This window comes from Streptomyces goshikiensis (genome assembly GCF_014650555.1).
Classification (GTDB): Bacteria; Actinomycetota; Actinomycetes; order Streptomycetales; family Streptomycetaceae; genus Streptomyces; species Streptomyces goshikiensis.
Genome location: NZ_BMVE01000002.1, coordinates 1,053,578 through 1,074,531 on the forward strand (window position 1 = coordinate 1,053,578; position 20,954 = coordinate 1,074,531).

The following is a 20,954-nucleotide window of genomic DNA, read 5'->3' on the forward strand; positions in this document are numbered from 1 at the left end:
GCACAGGAACCACTCAGGAGGTCTGGAGAACCGTGGCAACAGTCGAGCTCACCAAGGAGAACTTCGACCAGACGGTCAGCGAGAACCCGTTCGTGCTGATCGACTTCTGGGCCGGGTGGTGCAGGCCCTGCCTGCAGTTCGCCCCCGTCTACGAGAAGGCCGCGACCGCCAACCCGGACCTGGTCTTCGCCAAGGTGGACACGGAGGCCCAGCAGGAGCTGGCCGCCGCCTTCGACATCACCTCGATCCCCACCCTGATGATCGTCCGGGACCAGGTGGCCATCTTCGCGCAGCCCGGCGCCCTGCCCGAGGCCGCGCTGACGGACCTGATAGGCCAGGCCCGCGCGCTCGACATGGACGAGGTCCGCGCCAAGATCGCCGCCGAGCAGGACAAGGCGGCATCGGCCGGCGAGCCCGGGTCCGGCACGCCGGAGGCCTGAGATTGCGCGACACGGCGCCCGGCCTGCGGTGACACTGGTCCGTATGACCGAAGCCGTGGAGTACGACGTCGTAGTGCTCGGCGGGGGCCCGGTCGGCGAGAACGTCGCCGACCGGACCCGCGCCGCCGGGCTCAGCACCGCCCTCGTGGAGAGCGAGCTCGTTGGCGGGGAGTGCTCGTACTGGGCCTGCGTGCCGAGCAAGGCCCTGCTGCGCCCCGTGCTGGCGCGGGCGGACGCGCGCCGGGTCCCCGGTCTCGCGGGGGCCGTCGGGGGCCCGCTGGACACCGCCGCGGTGTTCGCGCACCGCGACTACTGGACCAACGACTGGAACGACGACGGCCAGCTCGACTGGCTCGGCTCGATCGGCGTCCACCTCTACCGGGGACACGGACGGCTGTACGGGTCCCGGAAGGTCGCGGTCACCAGCCCCGAGGGGGAGCATCACGTACTGTCCGCCCGACACGCGGTGGTCGTCTGCACCGGCACCCGGGCCGTGATCCCGGACGTGCCCGGGATCGCCGGGGCCCGGCCCTGGACCAGCCGCGAGGCGACGTCCGCCCGGGAGGTGCCGGGGCGGCTGCTCATCGTCGGCGGTTCGGTGGTCGCCGCAGAGATGGCCACCGCCTGGCAGGGCCTCGGCTCGCAGGTCACCGTGCTGGCGCGGGACTCCGGGCTGCTGCCCCGGATGGAGCCCTTCGCGGGCGAGCTGGTCGCCGAGGCGCTGCGCGAGGCCGGCGCGGTGGTCCGTACGGGGGTCTCGGTGGAGGCGGTCGTACGGGAGGGCTCGACCGGGCCCGTACGGGTGGTGCTGCAGGGCGGCGAGACGCTGGAGGGCGACGAGCTGCTGATGGCGACGGGCCGGGCGCCGCGCACCGAGGACATCGGGCTGGAGACGGTCGGCCTGAAGCCGGGGGACTGGATCGCGGTCGACGACAGCTGCCGGGTGCCGGGGCACGACTGGCTGTACGCGGTGGGCGACGTCAACCACCGGGCGCTGCTCACCCATCAGGGCAAGTACCAGGCCCGGATCACGGGCGCCGTCATCGCCGCGCGCGCGGCGGGGTCCGGTGAGCTCGACACCTCGCGCTGGGGAGCGCACGTGGCGACCGCCGATACGGAGGCGCTCCCGCAGGCGGTGTTCACCGACCCGGAGGCGGCGGCCGTGGGACTGACCCTGGCGGAGGCGGGGCGGGCCGGGTACCGGGTGCGGGCGGTGGACTACGACCTCGGCAGGGTGTCCGGCGCGGGGCTGTACGCCGACGGGTACCGGGGGCGGGCCCGGATGGTCGTGGACCTGGACCGCGAGGTCCTGCTCGGCGTGACCTTCGTGGGGCCGGGCGCGGCCGAGCTGGTGCACGCGGCGACGATCGCGGTGGCGGGGGAGGTCCCGATCGCGCGGCTGTGGCACGCGGTGCCGTCGTTCCCGACGGTGAGCGAGATCTGGCTCAGGCTGCTGGAGGCGTACCGGGGGTAGGGCGGACGGCCGGTTCCGCGGCGCGGGCGCGGAACCGGGTGGTGGTGGGGGTTTCGGCCATATCGAGGGGGCGGGGGACGGGCGCCTCGGCGGGGCTTCGGGTCGTCGCCTGCCGCGCGAAGCCGCTGCGTGGCCCTGCTGCGCGGCCCCGCCCGGTGCCCGATGGCGATCCGCGCGGTGTCCCGGCGGCGGGCGCCGGTATCCGGCCGCGGTGACGGCGCGGGGTTCGGCGAAGATCATGCTTAGGTTAGCCTTGCCTAACTTGATCGAGCTCCCCATCGGAGAGGTGTCTTCCCATGCGCGCCGCCCACCTGCCCCGTACGCCCCGCACCGCCGCCCGCCTCGTGGCCCGCGCCGCCTTCGCCGCCACCGCGGCCGTCGCGCTCGCGCTCGGGGTGGCCGGCTCCGCCTCCGCCGCCACCTCCACCCGTACCGTCACCGACGGCGGGACCACCTACCGGCTCAGCCTCACCGCACCCGGCACCGCCGCCGCGGCCGGCGAGAACATCACGGTCACCGGCAGCGGCTACAACACCGGGCAGGGCATCTACGTGAGTCTGTGCGCGGTCAGCGGAGCGCCGGGCTCCGCCAAGCCGACGCCCTGCCTCGGCGGTTCGGACCAGGCGGGCACCACCGGCGCCTCGCACTGGGTCTCCAACGTCCTCGGCGGGACCCTGCCCAACACCTCGCGCTTCGGCGCGGGCGGCACCTTCAGCGTGACGATCCACGTCAAGGCCGACCTCGGCAACGGCCAGATATGCGGCGAGACGGTCGAGTGCGCCGTCGTCACCCGCGCGGACCACTTCAACTCGGGCAACCGCACGTACGACGTCCACGTCCCGGTGGCCTTCAACTAGCCCTGCTCCGACGGCCTTGTCCGCCGCCGCTGCCGCCGTTCGCCGCCTGCCGAGGAAGTCATGAAACCCCACGCCCCGCGCGTCACCGGAGCACTCGTGTTCACCACCGCCACCGCGGCCGCGCTGATCGTGGCCGTCACGGCCGGTGGCGCCGGAGCGGAACCGGCGGCGCCGTCACCGCAGGCCGCGCCCGGCGGCGTCACCTACCGGGAGGCGGGACGGTTCACCACCGCCGGCAAACCCCGTGACCTGCTGCTGCACCCCGAGTCGAAGAACCTGTACGTAGGCTCCGACGACCTGGCGGACACCGCCGACGTCAACGAAGGCGGGCTGTACGTCCTGAACCCCGCCGACGGCTCCGTACGCAGCACCGTCACCCGGATCCCGGGCCCCACGGGCACCCTCGCCCGCCGCGCCGTCACCCGGATCGGCGCCGCGCTCCCGGGCGACGGCGTCGTGTTCGGCTATCCGCTGCGCGGCATCGGCACGGCCAGGACCGGCGACGAGGCGGCCGCCGGGGCCTGGGTGGCGGGAGCGACGGTCACCGACATCGGCCCGGGCACCGGCCCCGGCACCGCGCTGGTGGCGCAGGGGCCGGTGCTGGCGGAGGTGGACCTCGCCACGGCGGCGGTACGGCGCTCGCTCACCCTGGAGGGCGGCGACTCCTTCGCGGTGGACGCCGCGCGCAAGACGGTGTGGTTCACGGACTTCGCCAACCGCCGCCTGTACAAGGTCGATACGGAGCGGCTGGCGGTCGTGGCGACCGTGGAACTCCCGGCGGGCGAGGGCTTCGGCGGGTTCACCGAGGTGGATCCGCAGACCGGCGCCGTGTGGGTGGGCCTGGACAACTCGGTCGTCGTGTACGCGGCGACCGGCACCCGGCTCGGGGCCCTGAGCGGCAAGGACCTGCCCCGCGCGGCGCGGTTCGACTCCGCGACCGGGCAGGCGTTCGTGGTCTGGCAGGACGCCGGGGACCCCTCGCTGCCGGGCAGCGACAACGACGGAACGCTGACCGTGCACCGGTCCGCCGATCTGACCGAACTCGTACGGCCCGTCGTACTTCCGGGCAATCAGGTCCAGTTGGGGGTGGCGAGCCTCGCCGTGCAGCCCGGGGCGGAGGTGGTGCTGGTGAGCAGCCCCGCGCAGGGGACGATCACCCGCCTGGAGCGGTTCGTACCGCCCGCACCCTCGCCGGACCCGTCCTCGCACCCCTCGCCTTCGCCGGATCCGTCCGCGTCGGCCCCGTCGCCGGGGGCTTCCGCCGGTACGCCGACCGGTCCCGGTACGGCGACGTCTCCCGCCGCCTCACCCGCGCCCGCCCCGGCCGGCTCCACGGCGGCGCCCGGGGCGGTCGTCGGAGGCACCGGAGGGCAGCCGCCGGCGGCCGGTGCGGCGCCCGCTCCCGCCCCGCACGGCTCCCTCGCCTCCACCGGCACCACCGTGCTGTCCCTCGCCGGGACGGCCGCCGCCCTGACCCTGGCGGGGTGGGCCCTGATCCGGTTCCGCGCGGGCCGCCCGGGCCGTACGGGCCCTGGCTGAGCGGGCGCCCGGCGGGCCGCCGAAGTGCTGTGCTCCGGGAGGCGGCTGACGACCCGCTACGAGGTGGTCGTGGCCCGCCGGTAGCTGCTGCCGTCCCGGGTACGGGTGAGCAGACCCGAGGTGATCAGATAGCGCCGCAGCGCCGAGCAGTCCTCGTGCACGGCGCGCAGCGCGTCGTTGACCTCCGGCTCGGTGTAGTCGCGGTCCCGCGCGAACAGGGTCTCGGTGAGGTGCGCGAGCAACTGCTCGCGGCGGGCGGCCCTGCGGGGGATGGCGATGAGCCGCCCGTCGGAGGAGAAGAGGTCACCGACCCCTCGCTGCGTCGTACGGTCTGCGGCCTGCGGTTCAGCGGTGCTTTGTGACATCCCCCGACCCTCCTCCGCCCCCTCCCGGCGTGCAACGCATTTTTCCCCACCCGGCGCGGCCGGCACGGCCGTCGCGCACGTGCGCGGGCCCGCCGCCCCGGGTGGGTGGGGGCGGCGGGCCCGGTGGTGCGGGGTGGGTCAGGGGCCGACGGTGATCTGCTGCGTCGGGTCGGTCGTGTCGGTGACCTTGTAGACGGCGTTGAAGGTGGAGGAGGTCGCGCTCGTCGGGCAGCCGAAGGTGCCGGTGACCTGGACGGGGACGGACGCATTAGTGAAGGTCAGGCTCGGCGGGGCGCCGTTGACCCAGGTGCCGCCGACCGCGCCCGGGGCGGTGGGGGCGGCGGTGACCGTACAGGTGGCCAGGCCGGTCGTGTGGACGACGAGGCCGCCCACCGGCACCGTCATCGTGGCGGTGATCGGGGAGCCGTTCTGCATCGACACCGTCCAGGCGCCGCTCGTCGTCACGGTCGGGGTGACGCCCGGAATGCTGGAGCTACAGGAGCTGTACGTGGGCGGCGAGATCGGCGAGGAGACCGCCCCGGCCGGGTTCTGGTTGCCGGGGGCCGCCGGGACGGTGCCGGTGGAGGCGGAGACGCTGCAGGTCACCGTCACCGAACCGGCCTTGAGGGTGGCCTTCCCGCTCAGGGTGGCCTTGAAGGAATGCCCGGCCGGGGTGACGGTGGTCGACCCGGCCAGCGGTAACGGAGTGGCGGTGGCGGTGACCGAGGCCAGCGACAGGGCTCCGGCCGCGGCCATCCCGAGGGCGAGCGCGGTGCGCGTACGGCTCATGGCTGTGCTCCTTGGGGATCGTGGTGCGGGGTGGGCGTGGGGGTGGGGGTGCGGGGCTCGCCGTCGGCCGGGGGCGAGGCGGAGCCTCCGGCGGTCCGGTTCTCTGTGGTCCGGTTCCCGGCGCGACGGTCCGCGTACGGCTGCCACGCGAACATCAGGCCGCCGCCGAGGATGCCGAGCAGGGTGCCGATCAGGAACCCGCCGAGGTTCGACAGGACCAGCGCGGCGGTCGCGATGAGGGTGGTGAGGATCCCGGCCAGGACGCGTTGCGGGGGAGCGAACCAGCCGGTGAGGCCGAGCACGATCAGGACGGCTCCCATCAGGACGGACGGGATCCCCGCCACGCCCTGCTGGAGCATGATCTTCAACGGTGCCAGCGGGAGGACGCAGATCCAGGCCCCGGAGAGGAGGGTGAGGAGCCCGCCCCAGAACGGCCTGCTGCGTCGCCACCGCCTCCAGCGCTGCCAGGACCAGGACCGAGACCGCGACCCTGACCGCGCTTCGGTCCGAGACCGCGCTTCGGTCCGAGACCGCGCTTCGGTTCGAGACCGCGCTTCGGTCCGCGACCGCGACCGGCGGCGGCTCAGAAGCATTCCTTCTTGCCCTTGCTGATGTTCATGCTCAGCCCGGAGAGCTTGAAGGTTCCGGCGTTGGTCGCCCACGCCGTCTGGTGGAGACCGGTGATGCTGACGGTGTCCGCCTGCTGGGCGAACAGGTCCTGCATGCCCTGCGCCTCGGCCGGCCCCTTGTCGAGGGTGGAGGCGTCGCGCCCGATCTCGATGTTGCTGAAGACCGCGTCGCCGGAGAGCTGCGTCGCGTCGACGAACAGGTTGCTCGCCTCGACCGGCGTCTTGCCGCCGGCGGTGAGGTTGAGCGAGATGTCACCGATCACCGGGAGCGTGGTGACCACCGACTGGCACAGGTCGTGGAGCTTGGCCTCCCGGATGGCGGTGACCGCCACCGGGATGAGCTCGTTGCGGGCGTTGACGTCCACGCTGCCGTACTGGGCGAAGCCCTCGCCCTCCAGGCTGCTGGCCGACACTTTGAACTGCTGCCCGGAGACGGCGAACGAGGCGGCCAGCGCGCCCTGCGCGAGGGCGATGCCGAGGCCCGCGGTCACCGCGATGGCGGGTACGGTCAGAAGGGCGAACCGGCGCCATCGAACACCGCCGGCTCCGCTTTCGGGTGTGGACAACTCGCCTGATAAGTGCGGGGAATCTGCCATGAGATCGTCCCTTATATCGGCTGTGCACCGTTGTTACCGACGAGTTGAATGTAAGAGTGCCAATGGTGGTTGGCAAGGTTGTGCGAGCGCTGCTTTTCGGCCGACTCCTACTCGCGGGTCACCGCTCCCCGCGCAGCAGTTCGGCGACCTCCGCCTCCACCCGCTGCCCCATCGCCCGCGCGAATTCGGTGGCCACGACCTCGCCGGCCACCGGCCGCAGCGCCGCCACCGCCGAGGAGATGTGATCCAGCTGCATGGCCGAAAGTCCCTCCAGCCCCTCCGCGCCGATCACATGCCGCCGGAACAATCCGACGAACCGGTCCGCGAGCGCGGCGGCCTGCGCCTGTACGAAGTCCCCCGCGTCCAGGATCTCCGCGAGCGGCACCCCCTGGCGCACCAGCGCCAGCGTCGCCTCCAGCAGCCGCCGGCTCCGGTGCGTGATCCGGTCCCCGTCGATCCGTACGTAACCCAGCTCGGCCGCCCGCCGGGTGTCCTCGGCGGTCACCGTCGGGCCGAACAGCTCCCGCAGCTCGGCCCGGGTCATGGTGACCGGGTCCTCCTGGATCCAGTCGCGGGTCATCTCCCGCTCCAGTCCCAGGAGCTGGGACAGGCCGCCGCCCTCTTCCCAGGCGCGCAGCAGCTCGGCGATGCCGTTGACGGTGTAGCCCCGCCCCAGCAGCTCGCTGATCAGCCGCAGCCGGGCCAGGTGCTCGTCGGAGTACCAGGCGATCCGGCCCTCGCGGCGCGGCGGCGGCAGCAGCCCGCGCTCCTGGTAGTAGCGCAGGTTGCGGACCTTGACGCCCGCCGCCCGCGCCACGTCCTCCCGGCGGTAGCGCCCGGAGCCGCTGCTTGCGTCCTGTTCCACCTGGCTGCCCACGCGGCCGAGTGTAGGACGTACCGGCAGGTCACATGGGCCGCTGGCGCTGCTCCCGCTTGACGGCCCGCAACACCACGAACTTCGGCTCGCTCGCCGCGACTTCGCAGTTCCCGAACAGCCGCTTCAGGTGCGTGTGGTAGCCCATGTGGCGGTTGGCCACGACCCACAGCTCGCCGCTCTGCCGCAGCACCTTGCGGGACTGGGCGAACATCCGCAGCGCCGTCGCGTCCGTCGTCGCCTGGTGCGAGTGGAACGGCGGGTTGCACAGGACCAGGTCCACCGAACCGGGGTCCAGCATGGCCACGCCGTCACCGACGAGGAAGTCGGCCCGCTCCCGCTCGTGCGTGACGTTCGCGCGGAAGGTGGCCTTCGCCGAGGCGACCGCCTGGTACGACTCGTCCGTGAACACCACCTCGGCGTCCCGGTCGGCGACCGCGACCGCCGTGCCCACGATGCCGTTGCCGCAGCCCAGGTCCACGACACGGGCGCCGTCGGTGTTGGTCGGGATGCTCTGCAGGAAGAAGCGGGTGCCGACGTCGAGCCGGTCGGCGCAGAAGATCCCGGCGTGGTTGACCACGGTCAGGCCCGCGCCCGAGCCGGCGTCCTCGTCCGCCGTGTACGTCAGCGGCCAGGGGTCCGCGGCCGCGGGGCGGGCGGCGGCGGGGGAGCCCGGCGTACAGAAGATCAGCCGGGCCTTCTTCTCGGCCAGCGAGGTCTTCGTCGGGCCCAGGATCCGCTCGAACAGGCGCAGCGTGGAGGTGTGGATCTCCTTGACCATGCCGGTGCCCACGATCACGGTGCCCGCGTGCACGTGCGGGGCCAGCCGGTACAGCTGGTCCTCCAGCAGCGCCAGGCTCTTGGGCACCCGCACCAGGAGCACGTCGATCCGCTCCGGCGGGGCGTCCTGCGTGGTCAGCAACGTCACCGTGCGCTTGGAGGTCCCGATCCCGGCGCGGTCCAGGTTCGCCGCGGTGGCGGACCGGGTCAGCGAGGAGTCGGTGATCTGCGTCGGGTGGTGGGCGGCGAGCGCCGTCGTCAGCGCCCCCCATCTGTCCCCGAGCACGGTGATCTGCCGGCCGGCCAGATCCACCGGCCCGCGGTCCCCCGTACCGGAGTCGAGGTGGCGCAGGAGGTACTCGTCGGCGGCGTCCCAGGCGCGGAGCCGGTCGCGCGGGTCCTCGGGGAAGCGGGTGAGCTCGTAGGAGCCGAAAGGCGTGGTCAGACGGTTCATCGTGCCCCCAGGCTAACCGAGGGCGGGGCCCGGCCACGCACGAACGGCCCGGGTGGCGCCGCTCAGCCCTCGTCCTCGGGAAACTCCCCGGCCATGGCGGCGGCGATGCGCAGGTACCGGGCGGCCTCGGCGGCCCGGCCCTGGCGCTCCAGGGTCCGGCCGAGCATCAGCTGCGCGTAGTCCTCCACCGGCCAGCGCTCCAGGATGGCGCGCAGCTCGCCCTCGGCGCGGGTGAGCTGCGCGGAGTGGTAGTAGGCGCGGGCCAGCAGCAGCCGGGGCGCGAGCTGCTCGGGGGCCTCGCCGGCCAGCGAGTCCAGGACGCGGGCGGCGGCCGTGTACTCCTTCGCGTCGAAGAAGAGCCGGCCCCGCTCCCAGCGCTCGGCCGCGGTCCCCTGCTCGTAGTACGCCGTCGGCGTGTTCATGGCGTCCCTTCCGCCGTTCGGGTGGTGTGTCCGCTGCCTCCAACACGGCCGCCCGCCCGGACATTCCACGGAACGGATCCGGCCCCCGGTACTAAGTTGTGCGGTATGAGCAATCTCGAACACCAGCCCGCTCTCTCCACCTGCGGCGGCCGCGGCTTCGTCGTGGCCGAGCCCGTGCGTGAGCTGCTGAGCCCGCGCACGGTCAAGCTCGGTGAGTCCACCGAGGTCCGCCGACTCCTGCCGAACCTGGGCCGCCGCATGGTGGGCGCCTGGTGCTTCGTGGACCACTACGGCCCCGACGACATCGCCGACGAGCCCGGCATGCAGGTCGCGCCCCACCCGCACGCGGGGCTCCAGACCGTGAGCTGGCTCCACGAGGGCGAGGTCCTGCACCGCGACAGCGTGGGCAGCCTGGCGACGGTGCGCCCGCGCGAGCTGGGCCTGATGACCTCCGGCCGCGGCATCAGCCACTCGGAGGAGAGCCCGCGCCCGCACGCCCGCTTCCTGCACGGCGCCCAGCTGTGGGTGGCCCTCCCCGACGCCCACCGCGACGTGGAGCCCCACTTCCAGCACCACGCGGAGCTGCCGCACGTGACGGCGCCGGGCCTGACCGCGACGGTCATCCTGGGCACCCTGGACACGGCGACCTCGCCGGGCACCGCGTACAGCCCGATCGTGGGCGCGGACCTGACCCTCGCGTCGGGCACCGAAACCCGGCTTCCGCTCAACCCGGACTTCGAGTACGCGGTCCTGTCGATGTCGGGCGAAGCCCGCGTCGACGACGTCCCGGTCCTTCCGGGCTCGATGCTCTACCTGGGCTGCGGCCGCACCGAACTCCCCCTCAGGGCAACCTCGGACGCGAGCCTGATGCTCCTGGGCGGCGAGCCGTTCGAGGAGGAGATCGTGATGTTCTGGAACTGGATCGGCCGCAGCAACGAGGAGATCGTCCAAGCCCGCAAGGACTGGATGGAAGGCACCCGCTTCGGCGAGGTAAAGGGCTACGACGGCCCGCCGATCCCCGCGCCGCAGCTCCCGCCGGGGCCGCTGAAGGCGCGTGGGCGGGTACGCTGACCTGCACGTTTTCAGACCGGGCCGATCGGCCCGAGAACAGCCGGAGCGAAGGTGGCGTCCCGCGGAGACCGTTCCGGAGAGGCTCGCGGCCGGGTTTCCCAGAAGCTGATTCCGCGGCTGTGTGCTTTCCCATGTGTGACCTGGTGGGGTCAGCTTTGCCAGGACTAATGCTGACCCAATGCTGACTTTGGTGACAGTTCGTCAGGCCCGCTGGTGTCTCGCCATGAGGTTCTCGGTGGCGTTTGAAGCGCGACGCTGCTCGGTGCAACGTGTTGTACCGAGCAGCGGGACTGGCGGGGCGCTGAGCTCAGGCCGCGTCCCTCGCGACGGGCGGCCGCCTCCGCGAGCCGAACGTCGAGTCGAAGGTGCGACAGCGCGTCGTAGGCACGAGCAGATACGGAGCCCCTGAACCTGCGACCGAGTGGGGGCCGGTCTGCCCCGCTGCGAGGGCGTCGTACGGGGTGAGGACGTCGAGGCTGTCGAACACGTAGTAGAGGGGCAGTACGGTCCACGCGACGAGCTGGAGGTGTGCGCGGACCGCGGCGCTCTCGATCGCATGACGATGTGTCGCCCGACTGGTCATGCTGTTCTTGCAGTCGATCATTGCAACGTGGCCCTCCTTGGCGGCAAGGAGGTCGGGAGTCCATCGAAGGGAGCTGTCTGTCTTCCGGAGTGCGGCTTGAACAGGATGGGTGAGGACTCCCTGCCCCCACGGGTTGACCGCCCATCCGCGCGCGGTCAGTTCCTCGGCGATGCGCTGCTCGTGGGCGTCCCCCACGGCCTTCCTCTGCTGAAAGCTCGGCATGAGGTGAAGTGTTGCGCAGCTCGCTCCGGTCAAAACGAGGGCCGGATGCAGACCGGCCAGGCGCAACCCCACAGAACCCGTCCGTCTGCGTTCGCCGGCGTCCGCCTGAGTCCGGCTGTGTCTCACTGGGTCGGACAATGTTGACCGAAAACCGTCCAGTCCCCGGCTCGTGGACCCCCGCGCGAGATGCCTGTACTGGGCGTCCGCCAGAGCCCCTGAGGCGTGGCTCTGGCCGGTGCCGCCAGACGGCCTCTAGCGCCGTGTCAGGCAACGTTGCCCTGTCGACGACGGCGCGTAGGCGCCGATCGAGGATGTAGGTGCGGTGGCCGGCGAGAACAACCTGCGGCACCTGATTGCGCTGCCCACCAGATCCAACAGCGCCTCCAGGCTTTCTTGATCCCCCAACCCTGCTGTATGGGATGCATGGTCGTGAGGTAATGGTCACTGTGGATGACAATTCGATGAGGAAGCTCGTTGCAGGTCAGCTCGCCCTCCTTGAGGGCAACGCCTTCCAGGACTGTATGGACCGGCTCGGTCTGGAGCTGTACCCCGGCGACTACCAAGCGGTTCGGGCGGCTGGCCCGAAGGGAGACACCAAGAACGACGGGTACTGTCCGAAGGCTCGGGTCTTCTTCGCGGCGCACGCGACGCGCGGCGAGCGGATCGACAAGACGAAGAACAAGATCCGCGGCGACCTGGAGGGGTGCCTCAGGGAGCACCGGGACGTGAAGGTGTGGCGCTTCCTCACCAACGACACGTTGCCGGGCGAGGTCGACCAGTTCATAGACAACGATCTCCGACCGCTGTTCGCGGGTGTCATCATCGAGGTGTGGGGACTCAGGACCCTGGTCGATGAGATCTGCAAGCTGAACCAGGAGCAGATCGACAGGGTCATCGACCTGCTGTCGTCGACCAGGCCGCAGCCGGTACGAATCGTTCCTGACCCCGATGCGCCGCCATCACCGCGCCTCATGAGGACGGGGCGCGACCTGTGGCCGATCCTGTCCGCGTCCGTGATGTCTTATTCGTCGGATGGGCCGAAGCACGTCACCGAGGAGGAGGAGTACCTCATGGCGGAGTCCCTCCAGACGTTCAAGGACTGGCTGGAAATCTCCGCCCACGTCGAAGAGTTCGATGTTCAGGTCGTTGAAGCAAAAAGGGACATCACGAACACTATTGCTGGGCTGGAGGCCAAGGGCCTCGTCCTGCATGCCGCAACCAGGGGGATGCTTGTGACAGGCGGCGTCGCTCCACCTGAGTCGGTCACGATGGCGATGTTCTTCATCGCGCGCGCTAAAGCCGGAGAGAGTCCGTCGCCCTCCGGTAGCTGAGGGACCCACGCGGCTTCCTGCGGCCGAGGGTCGAACGATGGCGACCGCCCCGATCGGATGAACCACTGGCTCAACCGCATCGAGGCCCAGTTCACCGCCCTGCGCTACTTCACCCTCGACGGCACCGATCACGCCAGCCACAAGAAAGCAAGGCAGCATGATCCGTCGCTCATCTCGCGAAACCGCCGTGCCGACGACCGGCGCTTACGCGCCGTCGTCGACAGGGCGAACGTTGCCTGATACGGCACTAGGTAGCCGGCGATCCCTTGGTTCGCGCGGTGCTTGACGATGGACCCGTCCGGCGCACGTATCAGCGGAGGGCCGTGCACACCCCTCCGCGTGACTTCAACCGAAGCCGATTGGCGGCTGGCGCAGGTGCCCCTTGCTCCTTTCCGGCGGAGTCAACCAAGGTCGACGATCGACAATGGAACGTCACTCGCCATATGGATATGGAGGTGCATGTGGGATTCACCGCTCATCACAACCACCGGGGGCGGCTCGACGCCACGTAGATGGACCTGGGCTGCGACTGGGCGTGGGAGTCCATCCACCGCGTCAGCCCACGTGTGTCGATGACCGGCCCTGAGTGCAGTCACCCAGTCCACGCCAAGGTCTCGCGCTCATCTGCTCGCTCAGGACCATGTACCGGAGATGCACGGCCTCACCAAGCCCGAGGGCCGCTGCGAGGCTGCTGGACGTCAGGGCGCGGGGCTCTGATCCCTCACGTAAGCCCTGGAGTGCCACGTGACGCCGCAATTCATGGACGCCAAGTCGACAGCGACCTACCTGAACATGTCCGTCCAGTGGGTCTACCGGGAAGCGCCACGCCTGGGGCTTACCCCCTACAAGTTCGGCGCTGGCCGCAACGCGAAGATCCAGTTCAAGGTTTCGGACGTGCAGGCTTGGGTCAAGCAGCAGCGGCTCTCGTCCTGATAGCTACGTCAAGGTTGAAGGACGACGTCCAGGTGCCGCTGGACCGGTTCGAACAGTCCGTACGGGATGTATCGCGGGATCTCTGACAGAGTCACCCACGCGACCTCGGCAATCTCGTCGAAGTCCGCGACATGCGCGGTCTCGCCGGCCAGCTCGCAGGCCGTGTACGAGACCCGTCGTCCGGTGATCGGATGTACCCGCTCGCCCAGCGGGACCACGGCGACCACGTCCACCCCGGCCTCCTCCTTCGTCTCGCGGACGGCGGCTTCCTCGAAAGACTCGCTCGGCTCGACCTTGCCCGCCGGGAACTGCCATGAGAGCTGGCCCTCAGCGACACTTCGCCGGACGAGCAAGACGCGCCCCTCGTGAACCACAACCGCACCTGCTACCCATGGCGCAGGGACGGCGCTGCCATCCAGCGACGCCTGTCCGCTACTCACGACACTCTCATCGTCGGGGCGGGAGGTGGCGATGACCGACGGGACGCTGGGGTGGGTCATCCTCGCGTGCTCCTCGTTGTTGCTGTGGTGAGTTGCATAGGGGCGGCTGTCCGATCGTCATCCCTAGAAGAGTCCTTCATCCGACGCGGCCGACGCTGCTGCGTCTTGCTGGGCTCGCTCGAACTCGAGCTGCCACGCCCGCGCCTCGGCGTAAGCGACGTGGACCATGCTGCCCGGACATAGCACCAGTGCTCGGGGCTCGACCTTGTGGTCCTTGACCGACCCGTACCCGATTCCTTTCGTAGGCAGCAGGGCGTGCGGGACGGCGCAAGAGGGGCAGGGAGCCTCGGGAGGGTCGCCATGTCACCAGGATGACTTCGTAAGAGTTGGTGCGGAAGGGAGCTCATATATCGCGCACGGCGGCGATACCGGTGCGCGGCTGCCACTGGCTTGCCCTGCTTCGTCGAGTCAGTGCCTAAATGATCACCAGGCACAGCACCGGTTCTCAGCTTGAACACGGCACCCAAGGTGCGCACGCCGCGACGACAGCAGATGGGTGAGTACGCCGCCGTAGGTGACGGCCCGTTGATGAAGCCGTTGAGGTGATTGATGATCTGGACGGACTTACTGTTGTTCCGCCCGTACCGCTCCGGTGGAGAGCAGGCAGGGCAGACGGCTCGACTGGTGCTTAACTGTAGCGAGGTGAATCTGTGCAGTTGGCAATGCTCGCAGTCCGGCGCGTGCTCGGCCCGCCCTCTGGCGCCCTGTTGGCCGCGGGGCGGTCGGATTATCTGAAGACGAGCTGCTCATGCTCCGGCAAATCGAAGACCACGAGCTCCTTGCACTTCACGCCAGCCAGCAGCTTGGCCTCGGTCTCGTTCCGGTCGAACACCGTCAGCTGGCCGACCCCGTTTGACGGCACGAGCAGGCCGGGGCAAGGCCGGGCCATGCCGTACAGGTCCCCATCCACCCTGAACAGGGGGCACCGGGGCCGTAGCGCGGTTCTGGGTAGAGCCCATCCGGGATCCGCAGCTGCACCTTGTGCCCCTGCCGGGCCGAGGCAGCGACCGCCTCGAATAAATCTCGCACCTGAGTACGGCGTAATTGTGTGAACGACCTAAGAATGGTGCCACAACTGGCAATCGAGCTCAGATGCACTGAGAATTTACGAACTGGTGAGCGACCGACAGTCGCCGGAAATGCGAATGGGTCCTATGCTCGTCGGCTATTCTTCTACTCTGCGATATCCGCGTACTGGATTATCTGAACAGCGAGAATGGTGACTGCCAACGCTTCCAGAATGGAGATAATTACCGACAGGGACGACTCTGCACCGTAAACCCAGAACGTCGCGAGAGATGCTATCGGAACTGCGATGAAGGTAATCAAGTCAACTGCACACTGGATGATCTTCCGTTGCTTCCGGCGACTATCCCCTCGATGTGCAGACTCCCACCGGAAAGGGCTCTCTTGCTCGCCGGTGAGCGTCGCCAGGCGAGACCCTAGATCAGTACGGACATAGCGGCCGATCGCGCTGATCTTCTGATCGTTCGCCAGATAGGTCCAGCCGAGAACGGAGGTCGCTGCAGGCAGGGCCAGCAACAAGGCGGGCTGGCGTGTCTGCGCCGCGCCGATCAGCACTGTCACCATCGCCGCCAGTGTGACGTAGAGCAGATTGTCCCGAAATCCTATTCGAGTCTTCTGCTCCTCCTTCACCCTGTCGTACTCGGCCAGGAGCAGCTTGCCGACAGTGAGGTCATCGCTCGTAGTCACGTTTGTTCCCTTGGTGTTGAGAGTCAAGATTCTGTCCGGACAGTCTGGCTCAGCCACCCGGCAGACGTCATCGCCGCTGCTCGCAAACTGCCGCTTCCTCTGGGTGGAGGCTTGCTGTGGGGCACAATTGTCGGTGGGCGGAGGTAAGCTCGCTGGGAATCGTGATCCCGGAGGTAAAGTCCTTTGCTCGAAGGCGAGTTCGGCTTGATCAGCCCAGTCGTTGTGTTGACGGCGATCAGTCTTGAGTACAACGCGGTACGCGAGCACCTACTCGACCCGCGTCGCGTGATCCACGAGGGCACGTGGTGCGAGGTTGGTACTGTGACCGGATCGGAACGCCAGGTCGTCATCGCGGAAGTGGGGCCGGGGAACCTCCGGACGGCCGTGGTCGCAGAGCAGCTTAGGGCAGCCTTCGCACCTCTGGCGATCATCTTCGTTGGGGTGGCGGGCAGCCTGAAGTCCGATGTCAGGCTCGGTGACGTCGTGGTCGCGGATAAGATCTACGCGTACGACGGGTCCAAGCACGGCCCCGACGAGCAGTTCGCCCGCCCAGCGGCCTGGAGCCCTTCGCACGCCCTGCTGCAAACTGCGTTGCACAGTTTGCGCGGCTCGGCATGGCGGGAACGGATCCGCCTGATTGCGTACCGACCTGACCGGCTACCAGAGGTCCACGTAAAGCCGGTCGCAGCTGGCGAGACGGTCCTCAACTCGATGGACTCCCCACTACGTGAGCGGCTCGTCCGAGTCTTCAACGACGCGGTTGCCGTTGAGATGGAGAGTGCGGGACTCGCAACGGCAGCTGCCCTCGGGAAGGTCGACTCGCTGACGATCCGGGGCATCAGCGACCTCGCCAACGGGGCCAAGGCGTCGGCTGATGCCGGCGGCAGCCAGCAGATCGCAGCCTCACATGCCGCAGCCGCTGCGATGGCTGTCATCGCCGCGCTGCCGGACGACCTCGTGGAGGCCGCCCCAGCTGATGGATCCGAGCCCGTCGTCGGCCCGCTCACCCCCGGGCCGACGCTGCGGCAGATCAACAAAGCGGACCGCAAGGGAGTCGTCAACGCCGTACAGAACGGCAACCAGTCCATCACCAATGGACCGCGGGTAACTCCCAGATGAGTAACGACGGGAGGCCGGAGGGCGAGACACGGTCCGGGCCGGCTTCCCCTTCCGTTGTCCAGCTGACCACACAGGCCAACCGCGCGGAGGCAGGCGGCACCGTCAACGCGGTGCAGAACGGTGACCAGTTCAACCAGTACTTCGTCGGGCCGAAAGGAAAACTGCTCTTCACCCAGTGGGAGAGGAGCCTTCGGCGAGTCCCGGGAACACTGCGCATCGGACCGGACCAGGAGCTGGCCGTCGACCGCCCGGGAGCACTCACCGGCCTCGTCGAAGCACTCGTCAGCGACCGTCCGGAAGAAGTCATCATCGTCCGCGGGGCCCCTGGAGTCGGCAAGTCTGCTCTAGTGCTCCGAGCGGTCGATGAACTGCGTGACCGCTCCGTACAGGTATTGGCGGCCTCTCTTCCGGCGTTGGCCCCGTACGCCGGCGGGTTGGCGGAACTCGTCGCGGCGGCACTGGACCGGGACGGCAGCGCACCGGGGAAGCCGACCCGTTCGGGGGTCCTTGTCCTTGACGGATCCGAGGCCGCCCAGGAAGGCTTCGACGACTTGACCACTGAGGCCGTCGATGCAGCGCTCAGTATGGGCTTGCTTCCGGTGCTGGTCAGCCGTGATGACGCTGCGGAGATGCTGCGTGATCTGGTGGCGCGTGCAGGCCACCGAGGAGTAGCGGAGACCAGTGTTCCGCCCCTGGACGATCGGGAGATCGACGACGTTCTCCGTGCGGCACCACACCTCGCCCAGATGGCTGACGACAACCGGTCCCGCTGGCTGCTCCGCAGGCTCAAGATCATCGATCTGCTGTTGCGCTCCACCGGGCGTGGCGGCGTGCTACCGGCTCGTTTGAGGAGCGAGGCCGATGTCTACCGGCACGTCTGGTTCGCGTTCGTCCTCAACAACGGCGCACAGCTCTCCGCTGGTCTGGAGGCTGGGGCCCGTGGCCGAACCCTGGCCACGCTGGCCGAGGCCCGGCTCACGGGGAGGCGGCCACCCGAGGTACCAGGCCCAGCTCTGGCTTCTTTGCGGTCCGACGGCATCCTGGCGCCGCTCGACGAGGTATCGACGGTCTCAGGCGAGGAGCACGCCTTCTCTCACGACCTGCTGCGGGACTTCGCTACGACCCGGCGCCTACTGCTGGACGACGGCTTCCTGCTCCTGCAGGGCACCGGCCCGCGATGGGCTGTCCATGCCGCCCGGATCTACTGCCAGGAGAGGCTCTGGCCCGATCTGGATGCGCCTGGCGGATTCCTCACCCGTTGGAACCGGACGCGTCAGGAGTTCGTACGTCTCGCAGAGAGGCACGGGGCGCGCTGGGAGGACGTCCTCTGGGAAGCGGTCCTGTCCGCCGACTGGTGTTCCGACGCCCTCTCCGCCTTGACCGAGGAGTTCCTCCGGGAGCCCAGTCTGCTGAACAGCCTGCTGCGTTGTACCCTGCAGCGCTTCGGCGATGGTGGGTCCTGCGATCCGCTGGTCGCAGGACCCGTGGTCGAATGGATCATTCGGCACACGAGCGTCCTCTCCCGCCCTCGCGCCGATTCGGGCGATGAGGTCGTGCTGGCATGGCTGCGCGGCCTGTTCCTGCAGGAGGCACTCGGGCCCGACATCGCGAAGCATCGGACGGTGCGGGCTCTGCTGCGCGATGCCATGCTCCGGGACGTACCGGAGTTTCCCTCGGACGCCTACATCGAGGCACTCACGCTGCTCGGCGCCGAGCGCGCCGGTACCGGGGCTTCGCTGCTGAGAAAGCTCGCACACTCGCGCCCCGCCAGCCTCATGCCAGCCGTAGAGCGTACTGAGGCCGCCGGCTGCCTGGCCATGACCGACCCCGATCTGCTTGTCGAACTGGCCTCGGCCTACTATCTTCCGCACTCTGATCGACCGGGCCGATTCATCGGACGCACCCGGAGGCCGCGGATAGGGGAGCACGAGTTCCTCGGCAGCCCCGCCCACTGGGCACGCGGCCCGTTCTTCTGGTTGCTCCAGGCCGCCCCTGAGCACGGACTACGTCTGATCGAGGCCGTGGTCACAGGCACCCTGGAGGAGCTGAGAACGACGGCGGACGAGCCTGGTGTGACCGCCGATTTCCTGGTCACCGGCCCGCGTTGCTACGCGGGTACCTCCAGGTCCTGGTACTGGTACCGGGGAGCACTCGACGGTCACCAGCCGTGTATGAGTGCGCTGATGGCGTTGGAACGCTGGCTGGAACGGGAAATCGCTCGCGGCGCCTACACCGTTCCCTCCGCCGCCCGGCTGGTCCTGGCCCGGGTTGGAACGTTGGCTGGCCTCGGTCTTGCGTATGGTCTCCTGCTGCGGCATCTGGACACGATCACCGACGAGTTGGATGAGTTCCTTGCTGTCCCCCTAATCTGGGAGCTTGAGATCGGCCGTATCGTTGCCGGGAGTATGTTCCGGGGCGGCAATGACCTTCCTGGTGGCAGGTGGTTGAAGCATTCACCGGTCGAGATCGCGATGACTCTGGTCGCCGATGCCGTACACGCGGACAACAGGCAGGCCGTAGCGCGGCTGAAAGCAGTGGCCGATCGGCTCCGCTCGGCCGCGCCGGACGGCGCGGCCGGGTCGACCGTCAAGTCCTGGGCCGACCACCTCGACCTGGAGCGCTTCAGACTGGTGCGGCACGGTGACCAGGTGGCGATCGAGGCGCTTGCGTCGGAGGCCGACGCCTCGGTGCTGGAACGCCACCGTGCGGAGGCCGACCTCACCTCGCTGAAGTATGGGTTGATCAATCGCTACGCGCTCCACCGGTCGCTGCCGTACCGCGTGAGCGCGCCGGTCCTCCGCGATCCCGACAGGCTCGCCGCCGACCTTCGGACAGCACGTGAGCTCCACGGAGGGCCGACCGACGAATCGGGATGGGCGTCCGACGGATGGTGTGCGGTAGCGGCTGCGGCCGTACATGCCGCAGCGATCGGCAGGGCGCTGGTCGCAGAGGATCTGCAGTGGTCGGCCAACGTGCTGACTGCAGCCGTTTACGAGCCCGTCGATACGCTCTATGGTCCGAACGCCACTCAGCCCTGGGCCGGCAACCGGCTGGCCGCCCTTGCCCTACCGAGTCTGCTCGCACCCCCGGCCGACGCTTGCGAGCCGCCTCCCATCGACACCGAACGTGTGGCCGGCGCCGTGGTGCACAGCACTGCCCACCCGATGCACGAGGTACGCGAGTACGCCGTCGAAGGGTTGCGCCCGCTCTGGTCCACCAGGTGTTCAGCCGATCACCTCCGCTGCCATCACGGCCTCGCCTGGCGCGCGGTGGAGTCCTGCGTCCGCCAGTCGCTGGAGCCCAGGGCAAGTCCGTCCCCGCCCACGACGGGCGACACGTCCTCGGCCTCTCTCGCCGCCGCTCTGGTATTTCGCAAGGGGAAAGACATGCACCCGGTGGTGCTGCGGCCCGCGGTCTCGGCAGTTCTGGAGGCCGCTCGGACCCCGCACTGCTGCCGGGCCCTGGCACACGAGTTGCGTGGACCCCTGTTGGATGCTTACGTTCGCGCAGCGCAGGTGCGGGGTGTGGAGTGGCACCCCGAACAGGGAGCGGGTCTGGGAGCCTCCCTCCTGCGCGCCGCCGACGCCGAGCCGGCCGTACTGATCCGGTTCGCCGATCGGCTGGTCGTTTCACCCCCGGCGTTCAGCCATCTGTTGCAGGCCCTAAAGACTGCCGCCACGTACGAGAGCGACCTCGTGCGGCCCCTCGCCGCCAGCTGGCCGTACCTCATGGAGCTGGTACTCACCCAGCCCCTGCCAGTTGCCGTGGACCAGGACGACGAAGACGCTCACAGGTTCGCACGACACGACTACAGGACGATGCGATGGGAGATCATCCCAAACCCTGTGGTGTCCATGATGGACCGCGACCTTGATGGCACTTTGCGGGAGGCCCGACGCCGGTGGATCCCCCTCGCTCTTGTGGCGGACCTGATCGAGGACTGGACGGCTCAGGTCGACAAGGACTGGTCAGCCCTCGACAACCTCATCGGCTTCCTCAAAACACAGCCCATCCATGAACAGGTCGATCCCGGTCTGCGCTGGGTCCGGCAACTGTCCATCGACCGCTTCGGAGCAGTCGCCTCCTCTGGTTTCCTCCTTGTCGATTGGCTGAAAGACCTGCATCACGAGGTGACAGCTGCGGCCCGGAGTCACTTCCAAGCCGTGGTGGACGGGCTCGCCCTGGCTCGGCACCCAGGTGCCACCGCACTGCAACGGCTGGACGAGTGAAGCTGCACGAGCGCGGCTACCAGCTCGGGCCCGT

21 protein-coding genes are annotated in these 20,954 nt (G+C 69.4%); 10 read left to right on the plus strand and 11 right to left on the minus strand.

Annotated features, from left to right (window positions below; translation table 11 throughout):
• Positions 1 to 32 precede the first annotated feature (32 nt).
• From IE248_RS09845 to IE248_RS09860, 4 genes are all read left to right on the plus strand, one after another.
• Positions 33 to 440 carry a thioredoxin family protein gene (locus IE248_RS09845; RefSeq protein ID WP_073796644.1) on the plus strand — a complete coding sequence of 136 codons (408 nt, stop codon included), beginning with the start codon at positions 33 to 35 and terminating at the stop codon, positions 438 to 440.
• A gap of 43 nt (positions 441 to 483) precedes the next feature.
• Positions 484 to 1,914, plus strand: a complete 1,431-nt coding sequence (locus tag IE248_RS09850; protein ID WP_190030417.1) for a dihydrolipoyl dehydrogenase family protein — start codon at positions 484 to 486, stop codon at positions 1,912 to 1,914.
• Positions 1,915 to 2,210: 296 nt separating this feature from the next.
• Complete coding sequence (locus tag IE248_RS09855) at positions 2,211 to 2,771, plus strand: hypothetical protein (RefSeq protein ID WP_073796642.1); 561 nt, start codon at positions 2,211 to 2,213, stop codon at positions 2,769 to 2,771.
• A 60-nt stretch (positions 2,772 to 2,831) separates the two neighbouring features.
• Positions 2,832 to 4,310, plus strand: coding sequence for a YncE family protein (locus IE248_RS09860; RefSeq protein ID WP_190030418.1), 1,479 nt, complete (start codon positions 2,832 to 2,834; stop codon positions 4,308 to 4,310).
• A 56-nt stretch (positions 4,311 to 4,366) separates the two neighbouring features.
• Here IE248_RS09860 and IE248_RS09865 read toward each other — a convergent pair whose 3' ends face one another.
• From IE248_RS09865 to IE248_RS09895, 7 genes are all read right to left on the minus strand, one after another.
• Entirely contained in the window at positions 4,367 to 4,675 is a 309-nt protein-coding gene (locus IE248_RS09865) for a DUF2087 domain-containing protein (RefSeq protein ID WP_037798669.1), read from the minus strand.
• A 138-nt stretch (positions 4,676 to 4,813) separates the two neighbouring features.
• Positions 4,814 to 5,464: a hypothetical protein gene (locus IE248_RS09870; protein ID WP_100580158.1), complete on the minus strand. Its 651-nt coding sequence runs from the start codon at positions 5,462 to 5,464 to the stop codon at positions 4,814 to 4,816.
• On the minus strand, positions 5,461 to 6,057 hold the full coding sequence (locus IE248_RS37250) for a DUF6114 domain-containing protein (RefSeq protein ID WP_229895205.1): 597 nt from the start codon (positions 6,055 to 6,057) through the stop codon (positions 5,461 to 5,463). The genes IE248_RS09870 and IE248_RS37250 overlap by 4 nt, the downstream gene beginning before the upstream one ends.
• Complete coding sequence (locus IE248_RS09880) at positions 6,048 to 6,689, minus strand: DUF6230 family protein (protein ID WP_047960781.1); 642 nt, start codon at positions 6,687 to 6,689, stop codon at positions 6,048 to 6,050. Before IE248_RS09880 ends, IE248_RS37250 begins: the two co-directional genes overlap by 10 nt.
• A gap of 118 nt (positions 6,690 to 6,807) precedes the next feature.
• Positions 6,808 to 7,566 (minus strand): MerR family transcriptional regulator, encoded by a 759-nt coding sequence (locus tag IE248_RS09885; protein ID WP_229895206.1) that lies wholly within the window; start codon positions 7,564 to 7,566, stop codon positions 6,808 to 6,810.
• Positions 7,567 to 7,594: 28 nt separating this feature from the next.
• Entirely contained in the window at positions 7,595 to 8,797 is a 1,203-nt protein-coding gene (locus tag IE248_RS09890) for a methyltransferase (protein WP_073772859.1), read from the minus strand.
• A gap of 62 nt (positions 8,798 to 8,859) precedes the next feature.
• Positions 8,860 to 9,219 (minus strand): tetratricopeptide repeat protein, encoded by a 360-nt coding sequence (locus IE248_RS09895; protein WP_190030419.1) that lies wholly within the window; start codon positions 9,217 to 9,219, stop codon positions 8,860 to 8,862.
• A gap of 105 nt (positions 9,220 to 9,324) precedes the next feature.
• On the opposite strand from IE248_RS09895, the gene IE248_RS09900 reads away from it, so the two are divergent.
• A complete protein-coding gene (locus IE248_RS09900) occupies positions 9,325 to 10,290 on the plus strand; it encodes a pirin family protein (protein WP_190030420.1) in 966 nt (321 codons plus the stop codon).
• A 307-nt stretch (positions 10,291 to 10,597) separates the two neighbouring features.
• Here the strand turns inward: IE248_RS09900 and IE248_RS37255 are convergent, their stop codons facing one another.
• A complete protein-coding gene (locus IE248_RS37255; protein ID WP_229895207.1) occupies positions 10,598 to 10,894 on the minus strand; it encodes a hypothetical protein in 297 nt (98 codons plus the stop codon).
• 662 nt (positions 10,895 to 11,556) lie between these two features.
• Between IE248_RS37255 and IE248_RS09910 the strand changes: the two genes are divergently transcribed.
• The 3 genes from IE248_RS09910 to IE248_RS09920 all read left to right on the plus strand — a co-directional run bounded on the left by IE248_RS09910 (position 11,557) and on the right by IE248_RS09920 (position 13,359).
• Complete coding sequence (locus tag IE248_RS09910) at positions 11,557 to 12,426, plus strand: hypothetical protein (protein ID WP_190030422.1); 870 nt, start codon at positions 11,557 to 11,559, stop codon at positions 12,424 to 12,426.
• Positions 12,427 to 12,483: 57 nt separating this feature from the next.
• Positions 12,484 to 12,666 (plus strand): hypothetical protein, encoded by a 183-nt coding sequence (locus IE248_RS09915; RefSeq protein ID WP_229895208.1) that lies wholly within the window; start codon positions 12,484 to 12,486, stop codon positions 12,664 to 12,666.
• A 504-nt stretch (positions 12,667 to 13,170) separates the two neighbouring features.
• Complete coding sequence (locus IE248_RS09920) at positions 13,171 to 13,359, plus strand: helix-turn-helix transcriptional regulator (RefSeq protein ID WP_190030423.1); 189 nt, start codon at positions 13,171 to 13,173, stop codon at positions 13,357 to 13,359.
• Between the two features lie 8 nt (positions 13,360 to 13,367).
• On the opposite strand, the gene IE248_RS09925 is transcribed toward IE248_RS09920, so the two are convergent.
• From IE248_RS09925 to IE248_RS09935, 3 genes are all read right to left on the minus strand, one after another.
• Positions 13,368 to 13,859 (minus strand): NUDIX hydrolase, encoded by a 492-nt coding sequence (locus tag IE248_RS09925; RefSeq protein WP_190030424.1) that lies wholly within the window; start codon positions 13,857 to 13,859, stop codon positions 13,368 to 13,370.
• A 727-nt stretch (positions 13,860 to 14,586) separates the two neighbouring features.
• On the minus strand, positions 14,587 to 14,769 hold the full coding sequence (locus tag IE248_RS09930) for a hypothetical protein (RefSeq protein ID WP_190030425.1): 183 nt from the start codon (positions 14,767 to 14,769) through the stop codon (positions 14,587 to 14,589).
• Positions 14,770 to 15,032: 263 nt separating this feature from the next.
• Entirely contained in the window at positions 15,033 to 15,599 is a 567-nt protein-coding gene (locus tag IE248_RS09935) for a hypothetical protein (RefSeq protein WP_229895209.1), read from the minus strand.
• A gap of 156 nt (positions 15,600 to 15,755) precedes the next feature.
• Here IE248_RS09935 and IE248_RS09940 point away from each other — a divergent pair, with 156 nt between their 5' ends.
• Positions 15,756 to 16,691 carry a 5'-methylthioadenosine/S-adenosylhomocysteine nucleosidase family protein gene (locus tag IE248_RS09940; RefSeq protein WP_190030426.1) on the plus strand — a complete coding sequence of 312 codons (936 nt, stop codon included), beginning with the start codon at positions 15,756 to 15,758 and terminating at the stop codon, positions 16,689 to 16,691.
• Between the two features lie 110 nt (positions 16,692 to 16,801).
• Complete coding sequence (locus IE248_RS09945; RefSeq protein ID WP_190030427.1) at positions 16,802 to 20,920, plus strand: hypothetical protein; 4,119 nt, start codon at positions 16,802 to 16,804, stop codon at positions 20,918 to 20,920.
• Positions 20,921 to 20,954 lie beyond the last annotated feature (34 nt).

Coding starts and splice junctions, on each gene's coding strand:
- IE248_RS37250 (WP_229895205.1), bottom strand. CDS start 6,057: ATGCTTCTGAGCCGCCGCCGGTCGCGGTCGCGGACCGAAGCGCGGTCT.
- IE248_RS09865 (WP_037798669.1), bottom strand. CDS start 4,675: ATGTCACAAAGCACCGCTGAACCGCAGGCCGCAGACCGTACGACGCAG.
- IE248_RS09880 (WP_047960781.1), bottom strand. CDS start 6,689: ATGGCAGATTCCCCGCACTTATCAGGCGAGTTGTCCACACCCGAAAGC.
- IE248_RS09895 (WP_190030419.1), bottom strand. CDS start 9,219: ATGAACACGCCGACGGCGTACTACGAGCAGGGGACCGCGGCCGAGCGC.
- IE248_RS09890 (WP_073772859.1), bottom strand. CDS start 8,797: ATGAACCGTCTGACCACGCCTTTCGGCTCCTACGAGCTCACCCGCTTC.
- IE248_RS09925 (WP_190030424.1), bottom strand. CDS start 13,859: ATGACCCACCCCAGCGTCCCGTCGGTCATCGCCACCTCCCGCCCCGAC.
- IE248_RS09870 (WP_100580158.1), bottom strand. CDS start 5,464: ATGAGCCGTACGCGCACCGCGCTCGCCCTCGGGATGGCCGCGGCCGGA.
- IE248_RS09860 (WP_190030418.1), top strand. CDS start 2,832: ATGAAACCCCACGCCCCGCGCGTCACCGGAGCACTCGTGTTCACCACC.
- IE248_RS09855 (WP_073796642.1), top strand. CDS start 2,211: ATGCGCGCCGCCCACCTGCCCCGTACGCCCCGCACCGCCGCCCGCCTC.
- IE248_RS09900 (WP_190030420.1), top strand. CDS start 9,325: ATGAGCAATCTCGAACACCAGCCCGCTCTCTCCACCTGCGGCGGCCGC.
- IE248_RS37255 (WP_229895207.1), bottom strand. CDS start 10,894: ATGATCGACTGCAAGAACAGCATGACCAGTCGGGCGACACATCGTCAT.
- IE248_RS09915 (WP_229895208.1), top strand. CDS start 12,484: ATGAACCACTGGCTCAACCGCATCGAGGCCCAGTTCACCGCCCTGCGC.
- IE248_RS09910 (WP_190030422.1), top strand. CDS start 11,557: ATGAGGAAGCTCGTTGCAGGTCAGCTCGCCCTCCTTGAGGGCAACGCC.
- IE248_RS09850 (WP_190030417.1), top strand. CDS start 484: ATGACCGAAGCCGTGGAGTACGACGTCGTAGTGCTCGGCGGGGGCCCG.